Here is a 16,122-nt window from a genome sequence, read left to right as displayed (position 1 = left end):
GGGAGGAAGGCGAGGCGCGCGGGATCAGCGAACGCTTCCTGCCCATTTCCGTCGGCATCGAGAACGTGAAGGACCTGATCGCCGACCTCGAACAGGCGTTCGGTAATGAATAACGAATAATGAATAGTGAATAACGGATATCGAAAGTTCATTATCAATTATTCATTATCAATTATTCATTATTCACTGTTCATTATTCACTATCCACTGTTCACTATTCCTTGCTCTCGACCGGACGGGGCTTTTGATGTAGCATCGCCCGAAATTTTTTCCGCCATGTTTTACGACTTTGACGAAATCATCGAACGCCGAGGCACGAACAGCCTCAAATACGACTTCGCGCGGGAACGCGGCATGCCCGACGACCTGCTCCCGCTTTGGATCGCCGACATGGATTTCCGCGCGCCGCGGGAGGTGACCGACGCGCTCGCCGCCCGCGTCGCCCACGGCGTGTTCGGCTACGCCGGCCCGCTGCAGGATTACTTCGACGCGCTCGGCGCGTGGTTCGAAAAACGCCACGCCTGGAAATGCGATCCGCGCCGCTTCGTGCAGACCAGCGGCGTCGTGCACGCGTTCTCGACGCTCATCCGCGCGTTCACGCGCGAGGGCGACGCGGTCGTCGTCTGCCAGCCCGTCTATTATCCGTTCGAAAGCGCGGTGCGCGCGAACGGCCGCAGGCTCGTCGTCAGCGAGCTCCGCGAGACGGACGGGCGCTACGCCGTCGATTTCGAGGACTTCGAGCGGAAGATCGTCGAAAACGACGCGAAGCTTTTTCTGCTCTGCAGCCCGCACAATCCCGTCGGGCGCGTGTGGACGCGCGCGGAGCTCGAGCGACTCGGCGAAATCTGCCTCGCGCACGGCGTCTTCGTCGTTTCCGACGAAATCCACGCGGACTTCGTGTACGCGCCCGCGCGCCACACCGTGTTCGCGTCCGTGAAGCCGGAATTCGAGAAGAACTGCGCCGTCTGCACCGCTCCGTCCAAGACCTTCAACGTCGCCGGGCTGCAGATTTCGAACGTCTATCTCGCCGACGACGCGCGCCGCGCCGCCTTCCTGCGCGAGCTCGAACGCCAGGGCTGGTTCGGCCCGAATCTTCCGGGGCTCGTCGCCTGCCGCGCCGCCTACGAGCACGGCGCGCCGTGGCTCGACGCGCTGCTCGCGTATCTGCGCGGGAACATCGATTTCACGCGCGATTTTCTGCGGGAACGCGCGCCGAAGATCCGCTTCGTCGATCCCGAAGGCACCTACCTCGTCTGGCTGGATTTCCGGGCGTTCGGGCTTTCGGACGAAGCGCTGCGCGCGAAGGTCGTCGGCGAGGCGAAACTGTGGCTCGACGACGGCTTCATCTTCGGCGCGGGCGGGAACGGCTTCCAGCGCGTGAACGTCGCGTGCCCGCGCGCGACGCTCCGCCGCGCCCTCGAACGCCTCGCCGCCGCCTTCGCCTGACGGCGCGCAATCGCGCCGGCGAAAACCCGCGCGCCCCCAAACGAGAACGAAAAGGAGGGCGAACGTCCCGCTTGCCCTCGGAATCCTTCCCCGCAAAAACTCCTCTTTAAGCTTTTCTGAAAACCGCAAAGTCAAAGGAAGTTAAGGAAAGTTTTTAGGGGGGAAGCGGCATGGCTCCACGCTTCGCTTACTTGCCGCTTTTCGAAATCCGTCCGCACAAACTTTCTCCCGCGGATCTCGCAGATTCCCGCAGATTTTTTTGAAACCACGGATGGACGCGGATGCGCGCGGATGTTTTTTTAGAGGCAGCATGCCTTCACGCGTCGCTTACCTGCCGCTTCCTCGAAATCCGTCCGCACAAACTTCCCTTTAAGCTTTAACCCTTAAGCTTTAAGCTTTTTCCGCGCCCCGGCGGGGCGAAACAAGCGTAACCTCATGCGCGACGCGAAGCGCGCGCTTGGGGGAAGCCCCGCACCTGCGACGCGCCTGAAAGGCGCAACCGCTCGACGTTTTCCCGGCACGCCGTTCCCGCGGGGCAGTTGCGCTTTTCAAGCGCGTGGCTTTAAGCGGACGCCGCCCCAAGCGGCGGCGCCGCATGGGGTTATTTTTGTTCCGCATTTCACGCGGACGCTTGGGGGCGAAGGCATTCCCGCCTTCGGTCGTGAGGCAGGCGATTTCTCGCGTCCGCGCGGCGAGGCACCCCGCAGGACTGAATCAAATCCCTTAAAATCCCCGAAATCCCTGTTCGTTTTCGCGTTCCCGCCGAGGGCAAGCGAGACGCTTACCCTCCTGATTCGTGAAATTCGAGCAATTCGTGGATTCAAAAAAATCTGCGGAAATCCGCGAGGTCTGCGGGAAATTTTTCGCGTCCGCGCGCCCACAATCGCGCACTTACAGCGCGCTTCTTTTTTGTCCGTTCACGTAGGGTTAAAACCCTACGCTAAGCAATTTCGCCCCGTCGGGGCTTAGTTTCCCTTTTTCGGCGAAGCGCTTCCCGGGACCGAATCCAATCCCTTAAAATCCCCGAAATCCCTGTTTCTTTTCGCCCGCGCCCAAAAACTCACAAAAAACGGCGCCCACGCGGATCTCTCCGCGAGGGCGCCCACACACTAACTAACACACAATAAAAAAGATGAGAGCTTAAAGCTTAGAGTTTAGAGAAGCGGCGTTCCCGCCTCTTTAAACTTTAAGCCTTAGCCTTTAAGCTTTCCTCCGGCGACGGCGCGTTCCCGCGAGCGCGAGCGCCCCGAGACCCGCCAACAGACCGAACGTGCTCGGCTCCGGAATCGTCATCGTCAGCTGCAGACCATTGGTCGTGTCGTAAGACCATTCGCGCAGCCATGTCGAGTAATCACCGAGGACCGAGTTGCCCGCGTCGAAATACGATTCAATGATTTCCGAGGTCAGAGAGCCGGTCTCAATCGAATTGAACGAAATCGCGCTCGACGCGATAATCGTCAGCGCCGTATTTTCCTCGACCGAGACGCCCGTCAGGTCGATCAGGAACTTCGAGCCCGCGGCGAACGTCACGCCCGTCGTGCCGACGTCGAGCGCGCCGCCCGCGAGGTTGATCTGCAGCGCCGCGTTCTCCGCGACGGAAATCACACGCGACGGCGCCGCCGCCGTCGTTTTCCCGAACACCGCGGAATTCTTCACGACGACCTTGCCGGCTTCGATGTTGACCGAGCCCGTGAAAGCTTCGGCGAACGAGACCGCCGTGCTCGGCATGTCGAACGTCACCGTTCCCGTGCCGTCCTTGACGAATGTGCCGCGCGCGGAGAGCTGCCCCGTGATGTTGAGCGTCGCATTCTCCGCAACGTCAAACGTGACGGTTTTCCCGCTGCGCAGACGAATCGAGGCGCTGATTGTCGAGTCTTGCCCATGCGTCTGCGTCACATAAACCGTCTCCGATTTATAGGGTTCGGTGCCGGTACCACCGCCTAAACCGAAATCAAGATTCCCGTACTTATTGTTTCCCGTTACGTTATAAGTTCCCGTAATGTTGCCACCGTCCAAGTTGATCGTCGTGGAACAGATTTCCCAGCGCGCCGCGCCCAATGCAAGCGTACCGCCGTCGGAAACCGAAATGGAAAGCCCCTGTCTAACTTTGAGCATATCTTGTCCCGCAGCCTGCGTGAACGTAGACCCGGCACCCGAGATGGAAATGTCGGCCCACAATCCCCCAGAAGCCGTGTTGTTGTAGTTCACGCGGTTCCCGTTGGAAATGTTGATCGTCGCCTTGTCGGCGCTTCCGCCGACCGCGTCCGTAATCGCCACCGGATTTGCGCCCGGCGTTCCCGCGAGCGTCAGCGACGAACCCGCCGCCATGGAGGTAATCGTGCCCGAAAGCGTACCCGAAGAGACGTTGACGACCGCATTCGCGCCAATCGCGCCGTTCAGCGTCACCGCAGACGCGCCCGTTCCCGCGAGCGTCAGCCGAGCGTTCGCTCCAACGGACGTAAGCGTTCCCGTGACAGCGTTGGCGCCCGAAACGTCGATGACCGCTCCCGTGCCGAGCGCGAAGCTGTTCAGCGCCACCGTGCTCGCGGTCGAGCCGCCGAGGATGAGCTTCGAACCCGCGCCCATAGACGCAATCGTCGCGTTCATCACGCCGTTCTCGACGACTTCGATTCTGCCGCCTTCGCCGAGCTTAATCGTTCTGCCGGAAATGGGCGTCGTCGAAGACTTCAGTGTTCCGTTCGTCACTTTGAGCGTGCCGTTCGTGATCACGCCCGTGCACATAGCGAGCGTTCCCGTGCCGTCCTTGGTAAGCGTGTAGCCGCCAAGATTGATGTTGACGTCTGCGTTTCCGCCGTCGCCGATGAAGTAGATGTTATTATTACTGCCGCCGATATAAGAATCTGCCGTCAGCGTCAGCCCTTGTGAGAGATTTTTCGCTCCGTCGGAAAGACCGGTTCCTGTATTCGTCAGGCGACCGCCGTCGAGCACGAGGGAAAAGCCTGTTGTTTCCGCCTTTGCGTTAATATCGAACACGCCGTGTTCTCCGACAGTGATGACCGTTCCCGCCGCAAAGTTCCCTGCCGAATCCAGCTTCAACGTCGCGATGCTTTCGGCGCTCGTTCCCGCGACGAAAACGCCGTCCTGCGCAGTAATCGCGCCGCCCGAGAACGAAACCGTTCCCGCCGTAATGGTCACCGTTCCCGCGGTGACTGCTGAACCGACGGAGACCGTGACATCGCCCGTAGAAAACGTCACGTTGTCGTAGGGTGCAAACGTAGAAGTCTTTCCGCTGCCGGCGCTGTCTTTGTCAAAGACGGTATCAGAATTCCACGCCGTCACTCCGCTTTTCCAGAAAAGATTGTAGGCCTCGCCCGTAATTGTGACGCTTCCCGCACTGGAGAGATCGATTGTGCTGCGCGCGGAAAGATACTTGCCGTCTGCTCTGCGGAAATTGTTGAGACGCAGCGTATTCCATCCGGTGATGTTGTCAGTATTGCCGGAAATCAGCGAGTACGTGTTGCCCGTTTCGCCGACCTTCAACGAATCCGAAAGCACGAAAACCGTGTCCGAACCGACGATTACCGTCGCATTGTTCGTGATCCCTGAAGAAAGCGACAGGGTCGCGCCGGAAAAATCGAGCGTTCCCCCCGAAACCGTAACCTCATCCAAATAAAGCGTTCCTCCAAGAACTTGCGTGCCGGTGCCTGTTTTCGCGATACCGACTTTCTCGCTTGCCGTTCCGACCTTCCCGTAAAATTCATACGTTCCCGCTCCCGCGAGCTTGAGAACTGTGCCGGAAGTCGCAACCGTGACGGCTTCCCGCAGGTTGATGTTGCCGATTCCGGCGGCGACGCCTTCTCCCGTCGGAACATACCCCTTGCTCGTGCCCGTGATGCCGGCGAGAGTCGTCGCGCCTTGGAGCGCCAAGGTATCGTATCCGCGCGAAATGTCGTTGTACATGCGCTTCGTCACCCAGTTCTGTTCCCGCGACACGCCGGCGAAAACGTACTCGACGTTGCTCCACCTCGTTCCGGACAATTTTGCGACGGTGCTGTTGTTCCACTCGTTGACGACCGCGAACTTGCCGGAAAATGCGGACGCGTCCGTGTTGGCGAAATCAAAAGTATACGTGGGGGCACTGCCGTTGCCGCCTTGATAACCAAGGACAAGTAGCCCGCTTCCAGACAACGCCATATTGGACTCCACGGAACCCAACGCCACATTTCCGGTGCCTCCAAGATCACCCAGCCAAAGCCACCCGCCGTTGTCCGTCGTTCCCTCTTCGGGAGCCGTGTACGTGTAGGTGTTTCCGGCGCCGGCGACTCCGGAACCGACGGCCAGGGTCGTCTTTTGCCCGTTCGTAAGCGCGACTTCTTCTGCATACGCGGGAAGGCTCATCGCGGCGGCGGCGAGGAGAGAGGTGAGGAATAATTTTGAGGATTTCATGTGTTGTGCAGTTTTAGTTGTTATTTTGAAAGGGAGAGTTCGGCGGGAACGCGGACGGCGCGGTTTCGCGGGATTTGCGTGAAATCCTGCGGAGGAGCGCCGTGACGTATTCGAGACGAAACATGGTTTTCGGGGAAATTTTGGGGTGATTATGTACGGGTATGCAGACCGAGGGGGAACGCCCTGCAAGCCGCATGAATAAAGGAAACTGTAAAACTATAAAATACAAGTCTGATTTTAACGCAAAGAACGCGAAGATTTTCGACCGCGAAGTCAAAGGAAGTTAAGGAAAGTTTTTAAGCGCGAATTGACGCGAATTTTCACGAATTTCGACCGGCGTTCCCGTGAAAACCGCGTCATTTCTCCAAAAATCTTTGCGTCTTGGCGTCTTTGCGGGAAAAATTTCTGCTGGAGGATTTCGAGGAAGCGACAGGAATGTCGCCTCTCCGCTAAATTTCCGTGTTTTTCCGTGTTTTCCGTGGTCAAAAATTCGGGCTTGCCACGGTCTGCATAACCGAGGGGTGGGGCGGGGACGCGTTTTTCCGCTTTCCGTTTTTCGTTTTCCGTTTTTAATTGTCCGCATGACGCATTTTTCCGGATTCGTTCCCGTCTTTCCCGCGCTCGAGGCGCGGGGGCTCGCCGTCGCGCCGGCGGGAACGCGCGCCGCGGTGCTGACTGACGTCTCGCTCGCGATTCCGGAGAAATGCCGCGCGGCGCTCGTCGGCGCGAACGGCGCGGGCAAGTCCACGCTGCTGCGGACTTTCGCGGGGCTGCTGGAGCCGCTCGCGGGAACGGCGTCGGTCTTCGGGCGGCGCGCGCGCGCGGGCGAGCCCGACGTGTGCTTTCTCGCGCAGCGCAGCCGCATCGACTGGACGTTCCCGATTTCGGTGCGCGAGCTGGTCGCGTTCGGGCGCTGCGTGCGCAAGCGCTTTCCCGCGCGCGTCTCGCGCGAAGACCTGGAGCACGCCGACGCCGCGCTCGAAAAGCTGCGCCTCGCCGACCGCGCCTCGCGCAACGCGGGCGAGCTTTCCGGCGGCGAGCAGCAGCGCGCCCTGCTCGCGCGCGCGCTCTGCCAGGAGGCGCGCCTGCTGCTGCTCGACGAGCCCTACGTCGGGCTGGACGCGCGTTCCCGCGACGTCATGGACGAGACGCTCTTCGGCGCGGAGGGGCGGCGGCTGACGCTCGTGATGGCGACGCACGACCTTGCCGACGCGCTCGGGCATTTCGACCGCATTCTGGAGATCCGCGACGGGCAGCTGCGCACTGTGCGCGCCTGCCGCGGGCATGAACGTTTCGTGGAGCTCGACTGACGTGGAGACGCTGCTCAACTGGTTTCTGGAGCCTTTCGAATTCGACTTCATGCGCAACGCGTTCGCGAGCGTCGCGCTCATCGGCGTCGGCAGCGCGATGCTGGGCACCTACGTGGTGCTGCGGCGCAGCGTGTTCATCGCCTCGGCGCTCTCGCACACGATTCTGCCGGGGGTGACGGCGGCGGCGCTGCTGGGCGTTTCGCTCTATTGGGGCGCGCTGGCGGCGGCGCTGGCGACGGCGCTCGGCGTCGGGCTGCTTTCGACGCGGCGGCGCATGTCCGAAGACGCGGCGATCGGCGTCGTGCTCGCGTTCATGTTCGCGCTGGGCATTCTGCTGATGACGCGCACGCAGTCGTTCCGCGATTTTTCGAGCCTGCTCTTCGGGAGCGTGCTCGGCGTGACGAGGACGGACCTGCTCTTCGCCGCGGGAACGACGCTCGCCGTCGCGGCGTTCTTCGCCGTCTTCCGCGCGCCGCTGAAGCTCGCGAGCTTCGACCCGGAATACGCGCGGCTGGCGGGAGCGCGCCCGCGCCTGATGCAGACGCTTTTTCTCGTGCTGGTCGCGCTCGCGGCGGTCTCGTCGGTGCGCGTCGTGGGCGCGCTGCTGACGACGGCGCTGCTCGTCATTCCCGCGGCGGCGGCGAATCTGCTTTCGAAATCCGTCGGAAAGACGGCGACGCTCGCGGCGGTCTTTTCGGTGCTTTCGGGCTTCGCGGGACTCTACGCGTCGTACTGGTTCGAAGGCGTTCCCGCGGGCGCGGCGATCGTCGTCGCGGAATCGGCGACGTTCTTTGCGGCGTGGCTCTTCCGCCGCTGAAGGCGCGCCTCAGTCGGCGCTTTCGAAGAGGGATTCGGGAATTTTCGGCATCGGCTTCGCGAGGAATTCCGGCGTGAACAGCTCGGGCGCGAAGCGCAGGCGCAGCGCCGCCGCACGCACGACGAGCGTGTCGCGGTCGCGCGTCTTTTCGTCGCGCAGCTCGAGTTCCTTGAACATGTAGAGCCCCTGCGTCCTGCGGATGCTGCCGAGCGTGAAGGTCTTGAGCTTTTCGCCGTCGCGGGAACGCGATTCGGCGACGACGAGCGCGTTGTACACGCGGTCGAAGCCGATGCGCACGGAGCCGATTTCCGCGTCGATCTTCTCGCGGAAATCCTCCGGCGGGAACATTTTGAAGAAGTGCACCGGGCGCGCGCGGTGGCGGCGCGTGCCGTCGTATTCGTATTTTTCCCAGAAGAGAAACGGCGTCTGCAGGTCGAAGGGCGTGAAGACGAGATCGCTGAAGAAGGGGCGCGTTCCCGCGGCGTCGATTTTTTCCGGCGTTCCCGCGGCGCCGAGCGTCCACAGACCCGGCGTCTTTCCGCTTCGGATGAGAAAGCGCTTCCGCTCGCTCTCGGGCATTCCCGCGGCGCCGACGTCCAGCCGCAGCAGAGCGCCTTCGGCGTCGCTCGTGCCCCAGAGCGTTCCCGCGTAGCGCGTCTCGTCCTCGCTTTTGCGCGGCTTGTGGACGATTTCGATGCGCAGGCAGTAGTCCGCCGGCAAGCGGTAGGCGCGGAAGGCGTCGAGCACGGCGGCGGCCTCGACGGCGTCGAGCTGCTTCAGCCCGAAGTCGCGGGACTGCGCGGCGAGCGGAGCCGCGAACGCGACGAGCGCGAACGCGGCGAGGAGGATTTTTCGGAGAAAGGAAAACATAGGGAAAAGGTTATGAGGTTATGAGGTTATGAGGTTATGAAGGTTATGGAGGTTCATTGCGTTCGACTGCGCCGAGGAAAGCGACAGGAGCAGTGAACAGCGAACAATGAATAACGGATAATTAATAATTAATAATGAATAATGAATAACGCAGTGATGAATACAGTATTGAAAAATCCTTTCGGCGAAGCCGAACGCAAGGCGTTATTCATTATTCATTGTTCGCTGTTCACTGCTTTCATTGTTCGCTGCTCCTGTCACTTTCTTTCTCGGAACGGCGTCGGCGCGTACTGCATCGCGTCGAGCGCGAGCAGGCCGCGGTACATCAGCTCGGCGGCGCGCTGATTGCGTTCCCGCTGCGAGGTCTTCGCGTCGATCTCGCCCTTGGCGTTCTTCACGAGCCCGCCGAGCACGACGGCGATCACGCGGCGGTTCCCGCGCGAGGCGGTCGTGACGATGGAGGCGCCGTCGTTCGTCCAGCCGGTCTTGAGCCCGTCGCAGCCCTCGAAGGTTTCGAGCAGGCGGTTGTGATTCTTCAGCCACATCACCGCCTTGCGTTTTTCGTTCGCGGGATAGGGATGCGTGATCGTCGAGGCGTAGCGCAGCGCGTTCGGAAAGCGCTTGAGGAGCGCGACGGAAAGCTTCGCGAGATCTTCGGCGGTCGTGAGGTCGGGCGAGGCTCCGGCGGCGCGTTCCCGCCGGCTCGGCGGCAGGCCGTGCGGCGTGGCGAAGCGCGTGTCGTCCAGCCCGAGCTCGCGCGCCTTGGCGTTCATCGCCGCGACGAAATCCTCGACGCTCCCGCTCACGGTTTCGGCGAGCACGACGGCGGCGTCGTTCGCGGACTGGAGCATCAGCCCGTAGATGAGCTCTTCGATCCGGCAGGGCTCGCCCGTGTCGAGATTGAGCTGCGTGCCGCCCATCGAATAGGCGCGGCGGCTCGCGGGAACGACGTCGTTCAGCGCAATTTTCCCGGCGTCGAGCGCCTCGAGCGTGAGGAAGAGCGTCATGAGCTTCGTGACGCTCGCGGGCGGGCAGCGGCGGCGGACGTTCGTTCCCGCGAGCATGCGCCCGGTCTCGGCGTCCACGCAGATTTCGCCGGCGTCGCGGAAGGACTTGAGCGCCTTGCGCGGCGGGCGCGGAATGCGCGCGACGCGGACGGGCACGGGCGTTCCCGCGGTCGGTTCGGCGGGCTCGCTCCGCGGCGGCTCCGCGGGAACGCCCTGCTCCGGCGCGTCTTCGGGCGCGGACGGCGGCGCGGCGGGCGGGACGGCGCTTTCGGGCGGGAGCGCGGCGGCGGGCGAGCCCGGATCGCCGCCCTCGCGGAGCAGCAGAAACGCCGAAAGCCAGACGACGAGCGCGACGGCGCCGCCGAAAATCAGCATGCGGGAAGGCTTCATGATTTTTTGCGTTTTAAGAGTTTCCTGAGAAAAATGTCCAGCAGCTCGTCGCATTCCGGGAAGCGCAGCAGCTTGAGGCAAAGAAAATAAAGCGCGACCGCCGCGGGAACGACGATGAAGAACGCGCCGAGCAGCCCCCACGCGAAGCCCGCGCAGAGCCGCGTCGCGCCCTCCCACGCCGCCGCCGTCGCGACCGCCATCACGAGCGACGCCAGCACGACCTTCGCGAGCGGCTCCGCGACGGGATCGGCGAAGAACACGCGTTCCCGCCGCCGCAGCACGAAGAGCAGCGCCGCGCACTGAAAAGCCGCCGCCGCGAGATTCGCCGCCGCGAGCCCGCACGCCTTGAAGTGCCAGCCCAGCACGGGCGCGAGCACGAGATTCAGCGCGAACGTCGCGACGCCCACGCGCATCTGCGTCCGCGTGTCCTTCAGCGCCGCGAACGCGCGCCCGACGATGCCGCTCACCGCGTAGAACGGGACGGCGAGCGCGAAGACGCACAGCACGGGAACGGTCAGCGCCGTGTCGCCCGCGGAAAAGTTGCCGTGCTGGAAGAAGCCGCGCACGAGCGGCTGCGCGAGCACGATGATGCCGAACGTCGCGGGAACGTTGATCGCGAGAATCAGCCGCATCCCGTAGGAGAACGTCGCGCCGAGCTCGCGCGTCCGCTTCTCCGCCGCGTGCCGCGCGAGCAGCGGGAACACGACGGTCGTGATCGTCACCGTGAAGATGCCGACGGGAATTTCCACGACGCGGTTCGCGAAGTAATAGACCGCCAGCGCGCGGTCCTCGAGAAAGAACGCGAGCGCGCGCGTCGCGAAAATGTTGAGCTGGTGCACGCCCGCGCCGACGAGGGCGGGCAGGAAGAGCGCCTTGAGTTCGTCCCACGATTCCGTCGTCGCGAAATCGACGCGCGGCCGCCAGCCGGAGCGGTACAGCGCCGCCGCGGGAACGCACAGCTGCAGCGCGCCGCCGAAGAGCGCGCCCGCGCAGAGCCAGACGACGCGCTCCTGCGGCGTTTCGCCGAAATGCCAGCCGAGCACGCCGAGCGCGAAGATCATCGAGAGATTCAGCCAGATCGCGCTCAGCGCCGTCACCGTGAACCTGCCGAGCATGTTCAGCGCCGCCGTGAAGAGCGCGGCGATGCAGATCATCGGCATGTAGGGCATGCACAGCGCCGTGAGCCACGCCGCGAGGCGGTGCCGGTCCGCGTCCGTTCCCGCGCCGAAAAATTCCGCGAGCCGCGCGAGCGTCTCTTCCGGCAGCAGCGCGACGCCGACCGCCGCCGCCGCGAACGCGAACGTCAGCGCGAACATCCACGGCGCCGTGCGCGTGATCACCTGATTGAGAAAGCGGAACGCGCGCGCGTCGCCGCCGCGGGCGCGCTCCTGCGTCATCGCGGGCATGAGCGCGCTCGTCAGCGCGCCTTCGCCGAGGAGCCGCCGGAAAAGATTCGGAATCTGAAACGCGAGAATGAACGCCGAGGCGACCGCGCCCGTGCCGAAGAAGCCCGCCGTGAGCTGGTCGCGGAAGAGCCCGAGCACGCGCGAGCCCGCCGTTCCCGCCGCCGTGACGAGCATGTGCGCGTAGGATGTCTCGCGGGAACTCATCGGCGGGGCGACGGAATGCGGCGTTTGGCGGCGCGCGGCTTGCGCGTTCCCGCGTCGGAGGCGCGCAGCGCGTCGAGCGCGCCCGCGTAGGCGACGACGCCTTCGGCTATGCCCTGGGCGATCTGCTCGCGGCGGTTCGTCGTCGCGATCAGCGCCGCCTCGGAGGCGTTCGTGAAAAAGCCGCATTCGACGAGAATTCCCGGGCACTTCAGCGTGCGCAGCACGGCGAAGTTGGCGCACTTGACGCCGCGGTCCTCCGCGTCGATCTTTCCGGAAAGCGCGCTCTGCACCCTGTAGGCGAGCAGCAGGTTCCACGCGTCGAAGCGGTTGCCGGCGTCGGCGGCGGTCTTCGCGTTCTTCTGCGCGAAGGAGGCCTCGCCCACGGGCGTGAGCATCCACGTCTCGACGCCGCGCGCCGAGGCCGCCGAAGCCGCGTTGAAATGCACGCTGACGAAGAGATGCGCGCCCGCGGCGTTCGCCTTTTCCGCGCGCGCCGCGAGATCCACCGCCTCGTCGCGGGAACGCGTCATCTCCACCGTAAAGCCGCGCGCCTTGAGAATGCGCTGGAGGCGCTTCGCGACGTCGAGCGTGTACGCCTTTTCGCGCATCTTCCCCTGGATCTTCCCGGGATCGGAGCCGCCGTGCCCGGCGTCGATGACGATTTTCCGCGCCGCGGGAACGCCCGTCTTCGCGGGCGCGACGATCGGCGCGACGTGCTTTTCCCAGTCGCGCTTCTGGATGAAGATCTTGCCGTTCGCACAGGAAATCGCCGAGCCCGTGTACACGCGCGTTCCGTTCACCGTGACGTAGGGCTTGCGGTCCTGCGCCTCGATGGTGAAGCCGCGGATCTTCCAACGGCGCAGATCCGGCACGCTCGAGGCGTTCGCCGTCGCGCCGGCGGCGCGCAGCGTCGAGTCGAGATTGATCGCCTGCGCTCCCGCGAACGGAGCGGCGAGCGCGAACAGAGCGGCGATGACTATGGCGGCGAATCGGGACATAAAACGGAAACGCCACTATGAGCGTTCCCGCGCCTCCCCGCAAAATCTTTTTCCCGCTGATTTTCCTCTCGCGGCCCAGAGCTTTAACCTTTTTAACCCCTAACCTTTAACCCTTAACCTCTAACCTTTAACCTCTAAAGCGTCTTTTCGTAGGTGCCGTCTGCCTTGCGGGCGACGAGGCGCTCCAGCTCCAACAGGAGAAGATTAGAAAGCACGGCGGCGGCGGGAAGGTCGGCGCGCTCGGCGATTTCGTCCGGCGAAAGCGCGTCGCCCGCGGCGAGGAGCGCGTGAATCGCGACGGCTTCCGGCGGGAGCGCGGCGAGCGCTTCGGACGCGGCGGACATTTCCGCGGAAGTCGGCGTGGGAACGCGCGCGGGCGCGTCTCCGAAATCGAGCGCGAGGCTCGGCTGCGAGGCGACGCTCTCCATTTCCTCGACGATGTCGCCGGCGCCGGTGACGAGCGTCGCGCCCTCGCGGATCAGCTTGTGGCAGCCGCGGGAATTGTCCTGATCGACGCGCCCGGGCAGCGCGAAGACGGTGCGCCCGTAGTCCGCCGCGAATCCGGCGGAGAGCATCGAGCCGCCCTTTTCGTCGGATTCGACGACGAGCATTCCCGCGGAAAGCCCGGCGATGATGCGGTTGCGCTGCGGGAACGTGCGGCGGTCGGCGACGCGCCCGAGGCGGAATTCGCTGATCACGGCGCCGCCGGTCTCGGCGATTTTCCGGTAAAGCTCCAGATTCTCCGGCGGGTAAACGATGTCGAGCCCGCAGCCGAGCACGGCGACGGTCGCGCCGTTCCCGTCGAGCGCGCCGACGTGCGCCGCCGTGTCGATGCCGCGCGCGAGCCCGCTGACGACCGTCCAGCGCGAAAGCGCGAGCTCCCGCGCGATTTTCCGCGCCATGGACGAGCCGTAGAGCGACGCCCGGCGCGTGCCGACGATCGCGATCGCGCGGCGCGTGCCCAACGCGGCGACGTTCCCGAACACGTACACGCCGATCGGAGCGTCGGGGATTTCCCGCAGCATCACGGGAAAGCGCGCGTCGAAGAACGGCACGAACTCGAAGCCGTGCTCGTGCATCTTCTTTTCCTCCTTCGCGAGCGAAAATTCGCGCTCGTGCGCGGCAATCTTCGCGGCGAGCGTCCTGCCGACGCCGGGAATCTTTTCGAGCGTTTCCGCGGACGCGGCGAGCGCGGGCGCGAGCGCGCCGTCGAACGCGTCCGCGAGCCGGCGGCAAAGCGCGGGGCCGACGCCGGGAATCGCGTTGAGCGTGAGCGCCGCCTGCGCTTCGGAGAGAGTCGCGAAGTTTTTCATGCGGGAACGGAGCGGATCATTTTTCGGGTTTGTCGCCGCGCGCGAACAGCGTCTCGAACTTCATCTTTCCGTCGTCCGCGGGGAAGACGAGCGAGGAGATCTTCGCGAAGCCCGCGGCGGCGAGCCAGCCTTCGATCTCGTTTCTGGAAAAGCCCAGCCAGGTGTCGTGATAGCGTTCCCGCGCGATTTCGTACGGGTGCTTGTTCAGGTCGAGAATGATGATCTTGCCGCCGGGCTTGAGAATGCGGAACGCCTCGGCGACCGCGACGTCCGGGCGCGCCGCGTGGTGCAGCGACTGGCTGAGCAGCGCGACGTCGGCGACGGCGTTTTTGAGCGGCACCTTCTGAATGTCGCCGAGCAGAAATTCGACGTTGCGCACGCCGTGCTTCTTCATGAACTCGCGCCCTTCGGAAAGCGTCGTCCGGGAATTGTCCACGCAGTAGATTTTTTTCGCGGCGAAGGCGAGCTGCTGCGAAATGATGCCGCGCCCCGAACCGAGGTCCGCGATGACGAGCGGCGGCACGAGCGAAAGCAGCATCTGGACGATGCCTCCGTCGGAACGCCCGGGCACGCCGGGATTGCCGTTGCGCTTCGCGATCGCGTCGAAATACGCCTGCGTCGCCGCCGTGCGCTTTTCGATGACGCGGGCGCGCGCCGCCTCGTCCGCGCGGATTTCGGGATCGTCGGCGATTGCGGCGAGCGTCGCGTCCAGCAGCGCGCGCGCGTTTTCGGGCAGCGTTCCCGCGAGCGCGTAAAACGTCTTTTTGCCGTCGCGGCGCGCCGTCACGACGCGGAGCTTGAGCAGCTGCGCGAGCTGCGTCGAGATGCGCGACTGCCCCATGTCGAGGATGTCCTGCAGCTCGCCGACGGAAAGCTGTTCGCGCTTGAGCAGATGCAGAATGCGCAGGCGCGTGCGGTCGGAGAAGATTTTGATGATGTTCCAGGCGTTTTCGGACATGGCGGGGCGAAAGTGTTCGGTTCAGTCGACGACGAAGGAAACGCCGTTGAGGCGTCCGGTGAACGGATCGCCGCCGGGCGGCGGCTGAAAGGGCTTCGGGAACGCGAGGCGGAAGATCTTTTCGACGCGCGCGCGCACCTGCGCCTCCGAGCTGCCGACGACGTCGAGAAAACGCACGTTCCCGCGCGCGTCCACGGTGAAGCGCACGTCCACCGTAATCGAGCTCGGAATCGAAAGCGGCTCCTGCGCGACGACGTCGTCGAAGAAAATTTCGAAGCGCTTCAGCACCGCCTTCACGTAGAGCGCGCGGGCGTCGGCGACGCGCGCGCCGCCGTCTCCGCCGTTCCCGCCCGTGCCGTCCACGGTTCCGAAAGCCTTGCCGTTCCCGCCGCCGCCGACCTTGACTTCGCCGACGCGTTTGCCGGGAGCGTTCCCGCCGGAGGATCTGCCGCCGGGATTCTTTCCGGAGCCGCCGTTTTTGCGGTTGTTTTTGACGAGCTGACGGATGTCCACCTTTTTGGCGTCGCCGGAATTCTTCGCCGCGGCGGCGTTCTTCGCGGCCTCCGCCTTTTTCTTGGCGGCTTCGGCGGCGGCGCGTTCCCGCGCGGCTTTTTCCGCGGCGGCCTTTTCCCGCGCCGCTTTCTCCGCGGCTTCGGCGCGTTCGCGTTCCGCGCGCGCGGCGGCTTCCGCGGCGGCGGCGGCGGCCTGCGCCTCCTCTTCGGCGACGAGGCGTTCGTTCTCCTCGCGGAGCGCTTCGAGGCGTTTGGAAAATTCTTCCGAATCGAAAGGATCGCCGTCTTCCGTGCCGCGCGCGGGGCCGCGTTCGCGCCCGGCGAGCCCGGCGTCCTTGTCCGGATCGTCCCCGCCGAGCATCAGCAGAATCGGATCCGCGTCGGACGGCGTCGCCGCGTCGTTTTCCCCGCCGATCAGCAGCAGCGCGCCGAGCGCGAGCGCGTGAACCGCGAGCGCGACGGCGAGTCCGGGCATGGAAAGGCG

At 64.2% G+C, this 16,122-nt stretch carries 12 protein-coding genes; 4 read left to right on the top strand and 8 right to left on the bottom strand.

Annotated features, from left to right (window positions below; all coding sequences use genetic code 11):
• Both ACQREB_RS07065 and ACQREB_RS07060 read left to right on the top strand, forming a co-directional pair.
• The coding region (locus ACQREB_RS07065; protein ID WP_427767023.1) for a PLP-dependent transferase at nt 1-113 on the top strand (113 nt) is incomplete at its 5' end.
• A 163-nt stretch (nt 114-276) separates the two neighbouring features.
• Nucleotides 277-1,446, top strand: coding sequence for a MalY/PatB family protein (locus ACQREB_RS07060; RefSeq protein ID WP_427767015.1), 1,170 nt, complete (start codon nt 277-279; stop codon nt 1,444-1,446).
• Nucleotides 1,447-2,646: 1,200 nt separating this feature from the next.
• On the opposite strand, the gene ACQREB_RS07055 is transcribed toward ACQREB_RS07060, so the two are convergent.
• Complete coding sequence (locus ACQREB_RS07055) at nt 2,647-5,853, bottom strand: beta strand repeat-containing protein (RefSeq protein ID WP_427767012.1); 3,207 nt, start codon at nt 5,851-5,853, stop codon at nt 2,647-2,649.
• 581 nt (nt 5,854-6,434) lie between these two features.
• On the opposite strand from ACQREB_RS07055, the gene ACQREB_RS07050 reads away from it, so the two are divergent.
• A complete protein-coding gene (locus ACQREB_RS07050) occupies nt 6,435-7,163 on the top strand; it encodes a metal ABC transporter ATP-binding protein (protein WP_427767010.1) in 729 nt (242 codons plus the stop codon).
• Nucleotides 7,138-7,980 carry a metal ABC transporter permease gene (locus ACQREB_RS07045; protein WP_427767007.1) on the top strand — a complete coding sequence of 281 codons (843 nt, stop codon included), beginning with the start codon at nt 7,138-7,140 and terminating at the stop codon, nt 7,978-7,980. The genes ACQREB_RS07050 and ACQREB_RS07045 overlap by 26 nt, the downstream gene beginning before the upstream one ends.
• 9 nt (nt 7,981-7,989) lie before the next feature.
• Here ACQREB_RS07045 and ACQREB_RS07040 read toward each other — a convergent pair whose 3' ends face one another.
• The 7 genes from ACQREB_RS07040 to ACQREB_RS07010 all read right to left on the bottom strand — a co-directional run bounded on the left by ACQREB_RS07040 (nt 7,990) and on the right by ACQREB_RS07010 (nt 16,113).
• The gene (locus ACQREB_RS07040; RefSeq protein WP_427767005.1) at nt 7,990-8,850 is read right to left on the bottom strand and encodes a hypothetical protein; all 861 of its coding nucleotides are present in this window, start codon (nt 8,848-8,850) and stop codon (nt 7,990-7,992) included.
• A 257-nt stretch (nt 8,851-9,107) separates the two neighbouring features.
• A complete protein-coding gene (locus ACQREB_RS07035) occupies nt 9,108-10,247 on the bottom strand; it encodes a D-alanyl-D-alanine carboxypeptidase family protein (RefSeq protein ID WP_427767002.1) in 1,140 nt (379 codons plus the stop codon).
• Nucleotides 10,244-11,857, bottom strand: a complete 1,614-nt coding sequence (murJ, locus tag ACQREB_RS07030; RefSeq protein ID WP_427766999.1) for a murein biosynthesis integral membrane protein MurJ — start codon at nt 11,855-11,857, stop codon at nt 10,244-10,246. The genes ACQREB_RS07035 and murJ overlap by 4 nt, the downstream gene beginning before the upstream one ends.
• Complete coding sequence (locus ACQREB_RS07025) at nt 11,854-12,855, bottom strand: N-acetylmuramoyl-L-alanine amidase family protein (RefSeq protein ID WP_427766996.1); 1,002 nt, start codon at nt 12,853-12,855, stop codon at nt 11,854-11,856. Before ACQREB_RS07025 ends, murJ begins: the two co-directional genes overlap by 4 nt.
• A 134-nt stretch (nt 12,856-12,989) precedes the next feature.
• Entirely contained in the window at nt 12,990-14,168 is a 1,179-nt protein-coding gene (gene dprA / locus ACQREB_RS07020) for a DNA-processing protein DprA (protein WP_427766994.1), read from the bottom strand.
• Between the two features lie 16 nt (nt 14,169-14,184).
• The gene (locus ACQREB_RS07015) at nt 14,185-15,126 is read right to left on the bottom strand and encodes an ArsR/SmtB family transcription factor (protein WP_427766992.1); all 942 of its coding nucleotides are present in this window, start codon (nt 15,124-15,126) and stop codon (nt 14,185-14,187) included.
• Between the two features lie 21 nt (nt 15,127-15,147).
• On the bottom strand, nt 15,148-16,113 hold the full coding sequence (locus ACQREB_RS07010; protein WP_427766989.1) for a hypothetical protein: 966 nt from the start codon (nt 16,111-16,113) through the stop codon (nt 15,148-15,150).
• Nucleotides 16,114-16,122: the final 9 nt, after the last annotated feature.

The sequence above is a fragment of the Candidatus Spyradosoma sp. SGI.093 genome (genome assembly GCF_050314555.1).
In the GTDB taxonomy this organism is placed as follows: Bacteria; Verrucomicrobiota; Verrucomicrobiia; order Opitutales; family UBA953; genus Spyradosoma.
The sequence above is the reverse complement of the archived record's forward strand: the minus strand, read 5'-3'. Positions and strand labels throughout refer to the sequence as shown.